Source organism: Mycobacterium sp. (assembly GCF_035653355.1).
Classification (GTDB): Bacteria; Actinomycetota; Actinomycetes; order Mycobacteriales; family Mycobacteriaceae; genus Mycobacterium.
In genome coordinates this window covers 1-7,871 of the sequence record NZ_DASRBZ010000639.1, presented here as the reverse complement: position 1 = coordinate 7,871, position 7,871 = coordinate 1, and the positions used below count along the sequence as shown (strand labels likewise).

Annotated in this window: 9 protein-coding genes; 4 read left to right on the top strand and 5 right to left on the bottom strand. The window is 65.7% G+C overall.

Annotation, left to right across the window (positions count from 1 at the left end; all coding sequences use genetic code 11):
- Together VFA16_RS21990 and VFA16_RS21985 are read left to right on the top strand one after the other, a co-directional pair.
- Nucleotides 1–943: glycoside hydrolase family 76 protein (locus VFA16_RS21990; RefSeq protein WP_324969869.1), on the top strand; the 943-nt coding region annotated here is incomplete at its 5' end.
- Between the two features lie 12 nt (nucleotides 944–955).
- Nucleotides 956–2,305, top strand: coding sequence for a 3-oxoacid CoA-transferase (locus tag VFA16_RS21985; protein ID WP_324969868.1), 1,350 nt, complete (start codon nucleotides 956–958; stop codon nucleotides 2,303–2,305).
- 104 nt (nucleotides 2,306–2,409) lie between these two features.
- Here the strand turns inward: VFA16_RS21985 and VFA16_RS21980 are convergent, their stop codons facing one another.
- A complete protein-coding gene (locus VFA16_RS21980) occupies nucleotides 2,410–3,084 on the bottom strand; it encodes a DedA family protein (RefSeq protein WP_324969867.1) in 675 nt (224 codons plus the stop codon).
- Between the two features lie 95 nt (nucleotides 3,085–3,179).
- On the opposite strand from VFA16_RS21980, the gene fbaA reads away from it, so the two are divergent.
- Nucleotides 3,180–4,214, top strand: coding sequence for a class II fructose-bisphosphate aldolase (gene fbaA / locus VFA16_RS21975; RefSeq protein WP_324969866.1), 1,035 nt, complete (start codon nucleotides 3,180–3,182; stop codon nucleotides 4,212–4,214).
- Here the strand turns inward: fbaA and VFA16_RS21970 are convergent.
- On the bottom strand, nucleotides 4,211–5,113 hold the full coding sequence (locus tag VFA16_RS21970; RefSeq protein WP_324969865.1) for a hypothetical protein: 903 nt from the start codon (nucleotides 5,111–5,113) through the stop codon (nucleotides 4,211–4,213). The two genes, fbaA and VFA16_RS21970, sit on opposite strands and share 4 nt — an antisense overlap.
- A gap of 152 nt (nucleotides 5,114–5,265) precedes the next feature.
- Between VFA16_RS21970 and VFA16_RS21965 the strand changes: the two genes are divergently transcribed.
- Entirely contained in the window at nucleotides 5,266–5,682 is a 417-nt protein-coding gene (locus VFA16_RS21965) for a DUF3151 domain-containing protein (RefSeq protein WP_324969864.1), read from the top strand.
- On the opposite strand, the gene VFA16_RS21960 is transcribed toward VFA16_RS21965, so the two are convergent.
- From VFA16_RS21960 to VFA16_RS21950, 3 genes are all read right to left on the bottom strand, one after another.
- Nucleotides 5,683–6,570 (bottom strand): cation diffusion facilitator family transporter, encoded by an 888-nt coding sequence (locus tag VFA16_RS21960; protein ID WP_324969863.1) that lies wholly within the window; start codon nucleotides 6,568–6,570, stop codon nucleotides 5,683–5,685.
- A gap of 66 nt (nucleotides 6,571–6,636) precedes the next feature.
- Entirely contained in the window at nucleotides 6,637–7,362 is a 726-nt protein-coding gene (locus VFA16_RS21955) for a site-2 protease family protein (protein WP_324969870.1), read from the bottom strand.
- Between the two features lie 77 nt (nucleotides 7,363–7,439).
- The coding region (locus tag VFA16_RS21950) for a hypothetical protein (RefSeq protein WP_324969862.1) at nucleotides 7,440–7,871 on the bottom strand (432 nt) is incomplete at its 5' end.

Sequence of the window (7,871 nt, the reverse complement as noted above, 5' to 3'; positions counted from 1 at the left end):
CGACTGCCTGGTCGACGCGCAGCTGCGTGATCCAAACCTTGAGCGCTGCAAGAGGATTCGCCGCCAGATCCGCTCGCATCGGCTGCGCAACGTGGGCAGGTGGATCAACGATTACTACGACGACATGGCGTGGCTGGCGTTGGCGCTGGAGCGAGCCGCCCGGGTGGTCGGCGTCGACTGCCAGCGCGCGCTGGACAAGCTGACCGACCAGTTTGTCAAAGCGTGGGTGCCTGAGGACGGCGGCGGCATTCCCTGGCGCAAGCAGGACCAGTTCTTCAACGCCGCCGCCAACGGGCCGGCCGGAATCTTTTTGGCCCGCTACGGCGATCGGCTCAAACGGGCACAGCAGATGGCCGACTGGATCGACGCCACGCTGATCGACCCGGAGACGCGCCTGGTGTTCGACGGGATCAAGGCAGGTTCGCTTTCCCGCGCCCAGTACACCTACTGCCAGGGCGTGGTGCTCGGCTTGGAAACCGAATTGGCCGCGCGCACCGGCGATCCCCGGCACGCACCACGAGTGCATCGGCTGGTTGCCGCGGTCGAAAAAGAGATGGCGCCATCCGGGGTGATCAAGGGCGCCGGTGGCGGTGACGGCGGGCTGTTCGCCGGGATCACCGCCCGCTACCTCGCGTTGGTGGCCACGACACTGCCCGGGGATTCCGCCGAGGACGTGGCCGCCCGCGACACCGCCCGAAAGCTAGTGCTGTCCTCGGGCCAGTCGGCGTGGGATTACCGTCAGACGGTCGACGGGCTGCCCGTGTTTGGGCCGTTCTGGGATCGCACCGCCGAACTGCCCACGACGGCCGGCGCGCAGGCGGAGTTCGTGGAAGGCGCGGTCACCGGCTCGGAGGTGGCCGAACGTGACCTGTCGGTGCAGCTGTCCGGGTGGATGCTGATGGAGGCCGCCTATAACGTGACTTCGGGATCGTCGGACGAGTAGAGGAGCAACTACGTGAAAAAGGTCCACCCCGACGCTGCGTCAGCTCTGCAAGGTCTGCTGAAGGACGGCATGACCGTCGCAGCCGGCGGCTTCGGCCTCTGCGGAATTCCGGAGAATCTCATCCACGCGCTGGTGGACAGCGGCGTCAAGGACCTCACCATCGTCGGAAACAACGCCGGCGTCGACGATTTCGGGATGGGCCTGTTGCTCAAGGGCCGGCAGGTGAAGAAGGTGATCGCCTCCTATGTGGGCGAGAACAAGGAGTTCGAGCGTCAGGTGCTGGCGGGCGAGCTGGACCTGACGCTCACTCCTCAAGGCACGCTGGCCGAGAAGTTACGCGCCGGCGGTGCAGGCATTCCCGGCTTCTACACGCGCACGGCCTACGGCACCCCGCTTGCCGAAGGCAAGGACACCCGCGTCTTCGAAGGCACCGAATACGTCCTGGAGGAGGGCATCCGCGCCGATCTGGCCATCGTCAAGGCGTGGAAAGGCGATAAGGCAGGCAACCTCGTCTACCGCAAGACCGCGCGCAACTTCAACCCGATGATCGCCACCTGCGCCGCGGTGACGGTGGCCGAAGTGGAAGAGCTGGTCGAGGTTGGCGACCTGGATCCCGACTTGGTGCATACGCCCGGAATTTATGTCGACCGCATCATCCAAGGACGCGACTACGAGAAGCGCGTCGAGTTCCGCACCACCAGCGGGGGCGCGGCGCTGAAGAACTACAGCCCCATTCGCGAGCTCATGGCCAAGCGCGCCGCCCGGGAATTGCGCGACGGCTACTACGTGAACCTGGGCATCGGGATTCCGACCCTGGTGGCCAACTTCATTCCCGACGACATCGACGTGACGCTGCAGTCCGAGAACGGCTTACTCGGCATCGGTTCGTATCCCAGCGACGACGCCGTCGACCCCGATCTGATCAACGCCGGCAAGCAAACCATCACCGCCATTCCCGGGTCGAGCTTTTTCAGTAGCGCCGATTCGTTCGCCATGATCCGCGGCGGTCACATCGACCTGTCCATCCTGGGCGGGCTCGAAGTGGCCGAGAACGGCGACCTGGCCAACTGGATGGTGCCCGGAAAAATGGTCAAGGGCCCGGGCGGCGCCATGGATCTGGTGTCGGGTGTGAAACGAGTGATCGTCGTGATGGATCACACCGCCAAAGACGGCACTCCGAAGATCCTCAAACAGTGCACGCTGCCCGTCACTGGCAAGGGCGTGGTGAACATGATCATCACCGACATGTGCGTCTTCGACGTCGAACCGGGGCAGGGACTCACCCTGACCGAGCTGCATCCCGGGGTCACAGTCGCCGACGTGCGCGCCAAGACCGGCTGCGATTTCCGGGTCGCCGTCTGAGCTAGCGGCGCGCAAATCTTGCCGTTGAAATTGCGTCTATGGTCGTGAATTTCGCCCGATCGCGACGATAGAAGCAATCTGAACGCCGGTGGTCATGCCGACGACTAGTCCGGCAACGGCAGCTTCTCGCGCTTCGGGGCGCGGCGGCGGTTCACGTAGAGCCTTCCCGCCGAGATGAACGCGGGGATCATTGACACGAACAAGATCGCCAGGATGATCTTTTCCAGGTGGTGGTGAACGAAGTTGTTGTTGCCGAGGAAGTACCCCAGCAGCGTCGCACCTGCGCCCCAGGCGATGCCGCCGACGATGTCGAACCCGAGGAACACCGGATAGCGCATATAGGACACCCCGGCGACCACCGGGGTGAACGTCCGGATGAACGGCATGAACCGGGCCATGATGATGGCCATCGGGCCGTATTTCTCGAAGAACGCGTGTGACTCCCTCACATGGTGCTGTTTGAAAAAGCGCGAGTCTTCCTTCTTGAACAGCGCAGGCCCGATCCGCCGGCCGATGAAATAGCCGGTCTGGTCACCGAGCACCGCGACCACCGCCACACAGGTGGCCAGCACCTCGATGCTGACCGGGGGATGGCTGCTGGCCGCCAGTAAGCCGCCGGTGAACAGCAGCGACTCGCCCGGTAGCAGCGGGAAGAGCAGACCGGTCTCCACGAAAACGATGAGCAAAATGCCGGGCAGGACCGCATGGCCGAACACGCCGTTGGCGCCCAACCAGTACATCGGGTCGAGCAGGTTGGGCATGGCCAGCGTGGTAGTCATTGCCCACCAAGATACCGGCGACCCCCCGGCGGGCTGTCGACGCCAGACCGTTGTTGCGATACTGAGGGCCATCGTCGCCGCAGGAAGGAAGTTCGATGCCCATCGCCACTCCCGAGGTCTACGCCGAGATGCTGGAGCGCGCCAAGCAGAACTCCTATGCGTTCCCGGCCATCAACTGCACCTCGTCGGAGACCATCAACGCCGCCTTGAAGGGTTTCGCCGACGCCGGCAGCGACGGCATCATCCAGTTCTCCACCGGGGGTGCGGAGTTCGGCTCCGGGCTCGGAGTGAAGAACATGGTGACCGGCGCCGTGGCGCTGGCCGAGTTCGCCCACATCGTCGCGGCCAAGTATCCGATCAACGTCGCGCTGCACACCGACCACTGTCCGAAGGACAAGCTCGACGGCTATGTGCGTCCACTGTTGGCGATCTCGCAGGAGCGGGTTACCCAAGGGAAGAACCCGCTGTTTCAGTCCCACATGTGGGACGGGTCGGCGGTGCCGATCGACGAAAACCTGGCGATCGCCCAGGAACTGCTCAAGGAGGCGGCGTCCGCCAAGATCATCTTGGAGATCGAGATCGGCGTGGTCGGCGGCGAAGAGGACGGCGTCGCCAACGAGATCAACGAGAAGCTGTACACCACCCCCGACGACTTCGAGAAAACCATCGACGCGCTGGGTCACGGTGAGCACGGCAAATACCTTCTGGCCGCGACGTTCGGCAACGTGCATGGTGTCTACAAGCCCGGCAACGTCAAGCTGCGTCCCGACATCCTTGCCGAGGGTCAGAAGGTGGCCGCGGCCAAGCTCGGTCTAAAGGGCGACGCCAAGCCGTTTGACTTCGTTTTCCATGGGGGTTCGGGGTCGGAGAAGTCGGAGATCGAGGAGGCGCTGCGCTACGGCGTGGTGAAGATGAACGTCGACACCGACACCCAGTACGCGTTCACCCGGCCGATCGCCGACCACATGTTCACCAACTACGACGGTGTGCTGAAGATCGACGGCGAAGTGGGCCGCAAGAAGGACTATGACCCGCGCAGCTACCTGAAGAAGGCCGAAGCCTCGATGACCGGGCGGGTCATCGAGGCCTGCAACGACCTGCACTGCGCCGGAAAGTCGCTAAGCGCTTAGCTGCTCGACGACTCGCAGATCTTCCACTGGTCGTCGCGGAACTGCAGGTCGAAGCTGCGGGTGGAGCGCATCTGCGGGGCGTTGGCCATGAACGCGGTGACGTTGGCTTCCGCGGAGTCGCCGTTGACCACGACCTGGTCGATGCTGGCGACCACCGGAAATTGCTTGGCCGCGGCCACTTTTCGGTAGGTGTCTTGCCACGCTTGCTCGTCGTAGTTGACGTACCCGTCGCGCGCGCTGCCACAGGTGATGCTGCGCAGTACGGCCAGGTCGCCGGTCTGCACCGCGACGTCGAAGTTCTGGATGGTGGTGCGGACCTGCTCCTCTTGTGAGGCCTTGTGGTGTTTGCCGCGGGTCAGCAGCACCGTGCCGAGTACGGCGACGGCCGACAGCGCCAAAATGATCAGGATCAGCGCCAGCACCCAGCCCCAGCTGCGTTGGGTCGACGGCCGCAACTTCGCGCCGAGACGCGGTGGAATCGCCTGGGGGGTAGCGGCTTTCGGCGGCACGTTCATCGGAGCTGCCGCGTTCGGTTGCTGCTGGCGGGCGCGGAAAACCTCGGTGGCGGGCTCGGCGGCGGTTTCCATGACCACCGTCTCCTTGGCATCGAAACCCGGTGCGGTGAAGCGACGTTCGCCGCGCTGCCGTTGCGGTTGGCCGGCTTGGCCCGGGCTCTCTCCACCGGGCTGGGTCATCACCTCGGTAGCGGGCTCTGCTTCGTTATCGGCCCGCGGATAGGTCTCGGTGGCGTCGTCGTCGGGTACCGGTGCGGCCGTCTGCTCCCCGACCGGGTCGGTCTCGGATGCAACCCGGTCGGTACCGCCGTCGTTGACGGCATCTGGCTCGAGACCGGCCGCGTTCGAGGCGTCGTTGCGGTCGGCCCCTGATGGGTTGGGCATGGGCGTTGCTGTCCTCCGGCTGTCGAGTCAGTAGGGAGCTTAGCGAGAACAGAATGCAATTGTGCGCCTGGCGATAATGCGGCGCGGCACAACGGCACAATGAAACCGATCACTCGCGGGCGACGATGCAAAAGCGACAAGGAGCGGCGCTGATGACACCGATGCGTGACCTGTTAGGGCCCGACCCGATCCTGCTGCCCGGCGACAGCGACGCCGAAGCCGAGCTGCAGGCCGACGAGAACCCGGCCATCGTCGCCGCCGCGCATCCGTCGGCGTCGGTCGCGTGGGCGGCGCTGGCCGAAGAAGCGCTGGCCGAGGACAAGGCCATCACCGCCTACGCCTATGCCCGCACCGGGTACCACCGCGGGCTGGACCAACTGCGACGCAACGGATGGAAAGGTTTCGGCCCGGTGCCGTATTCGCACCAACCCAACCGCGGCTTCTTGCGGTGTGTGGCAGCGCTGGCGCGCGCCGCCGACGCCATCGGCGAGACCGACGAATACCAACGCTGCCTGGACTTGCTCGACGATTGCGATCCCGCTGCCCGCGCGGAACTCGGTCTTAGCTAGTCACCAGCTAGCCGAGCAATCGCCGACGCCACCCGCCGGCTCGACCTGAACGGTGGCGTGCCGCAACCCACGCGCTGCCAGCACCGCACGCGCATCGTCGAGGACCCGCGCCGCGTCGGCGCGGCTGGTCAGGTGGGCGGTCGCCATGTCTTTGCCTGGCACCAACGTCCAGACATGCAGGTCGTGCACGTCGGTGACGCCGTCGACGGCGCGCAGCGCCGCGCGCAACTCGTCGACGTCGATGTGGCTCGGCGACGATTCGGACAGGATGCGCAGCGCGCTACGGGCTAGCGAGAGCGCCCGCGGCAGCACCCACAGCGCGACGAACACGGCGACGACCACGTCGGCGTAGGGCCAGTGCGTCGTCACGGTGACCAGGCCAGCGATCAGCACACCAAGGCTGCCCACCATGTCGGCGACGACCTCCATGTATGCGCCCTTGACGGCCAGGCTGCCCGCGGAATGGACCCGCAGCAGCAGCGCCACCGCGGTGTTGGTGGCCAGCCCGCCGACCGCGACCACGATCATCGGGACGCCCGGGATCGCCGGGGCGTGATCGAGCCGCCGCACCGCTTCGTAGAGGATGAACGCCGCTATCCCGACGAGCAGCACGGCGTTCGCCACCGCGGTGAACACCTCGGCGCGATGCCAGCCGTAGGTGCGCCGCGGCGACGAGCTGCCGCGGCGCGCCAGCATCAGCGCGGCCAGACCCATGAACGCGGCAGCCAGGTCGGTCAACAGGTGCCCGGCGTCGGCCAGCAGCGCGATCGAACCAATCAGCAGCGCGGTGCTCAATTCGACCGCGAAGAAGGCGGCGAGCAGTACCGCGGCGCTGATCATCCGCGAGATCCGAGCGTCGGCGTCGCTGTGCGTGTGACCGGCGCCCATAGCGAGCAATATATGCGCGTTGACGCATATATTTCAAGGCCGGATGATGCTGGCGTCGGGGTTCGGTCAGATCCAGGCGCTCCAGAACCGGGTCAGCTTCCCGCCGGCGACAGCCAGCCAGTGCGGCACCCCGGACAGGTCGAAAAGCGAGTACACGATGCCGAAGAACCACTGGTTGAGCATCGGCGCGAGGAAGATCAGCAGGATGATCAGGAAGCCGAACTGCTTGGCGGGTTGCAGCGCCCGCTGCGTTTCAGGGCTCAGGTGCGGTTCCAGCGCGCCATAGCCGTCCAGGCCGGGAATCGGCAGCAGGTTCAGCACCACCGCGGTGAGCTGAAGGAAACCCAGAAACGCCACGCCAGCCCACAGCACGGGATGTTCGGGCTGGTAAAAGAACTGGACCAGCGCCAGCAGCAGCACGGCCAGCACCAGATTGGCGAACGGCCCGGCCAGGCTGACGAGGGTGCGCCGCGCCGGTGTCATGAATGAGGTCCGCAGGTATACCGCCGCACCCGGTAGGCCGATGCCGCCGAGCGCGATGAACAGCATCGGCAGGCCCAGCGACAGCATGGGATTGCTGTAGCGGCGCGGGTCGAGCGTCAGGTAGCCGCGCACCGCGACATCCCGGTCGCCGAATCGCCAAGCGGTGAAGGCATGCCCGAACTCGTGCAGGCACAGCGAGACCAGCCAGCCGGCGATCACGAAGATGAACACCCCGACATAGGCCAGGGCCTGGATGTTGGCCCCAGCCAACCAGGCCAGCACGCCGCCGAATGCCGTCAGCCCGACCATCGCCAGGAAGATGGGGCTCGGTCGCACCGACTCGTGCAGGCGGCTGATGCTCACGTCTCGAAACTACCGGCTGGCAGCTAGCGCCGGCGCTCGGCGGACCGCCGTGGCATACCCCCCGTGACAACCAGATGCGTGCGGTATGCGGCGAACAAGGCGCCGCCTGCAGCTGCGATCCGAACGAGATTGAGTCGGTACCAGCTCGCAATCAATGCGTCGCACTCGGCCGGTGGTGGCGGCCTATGCGGGAATATCACTGTGAGGTTCACGCGGCGGATGAGGTAGCCGCTGATAGCCAAGCCGGAAATCCCGCAGCTGGCTGTCGTCGCCAGCCACCACCGGGCGCCATCGACTCGCCAGCCAGCGCCGAGCGCCGCAACAGTGGCTGCCACGGTGATCGGTGCGACAGGAGCGTAATAGCGCAGCGGGCTGCCGGGTCCGAGGACGGACGGGCTCGGCTGAGCGGCCAGCCGCTCGGGCATTTTCACCACGGCTTCGTAAATGTTGCCGAA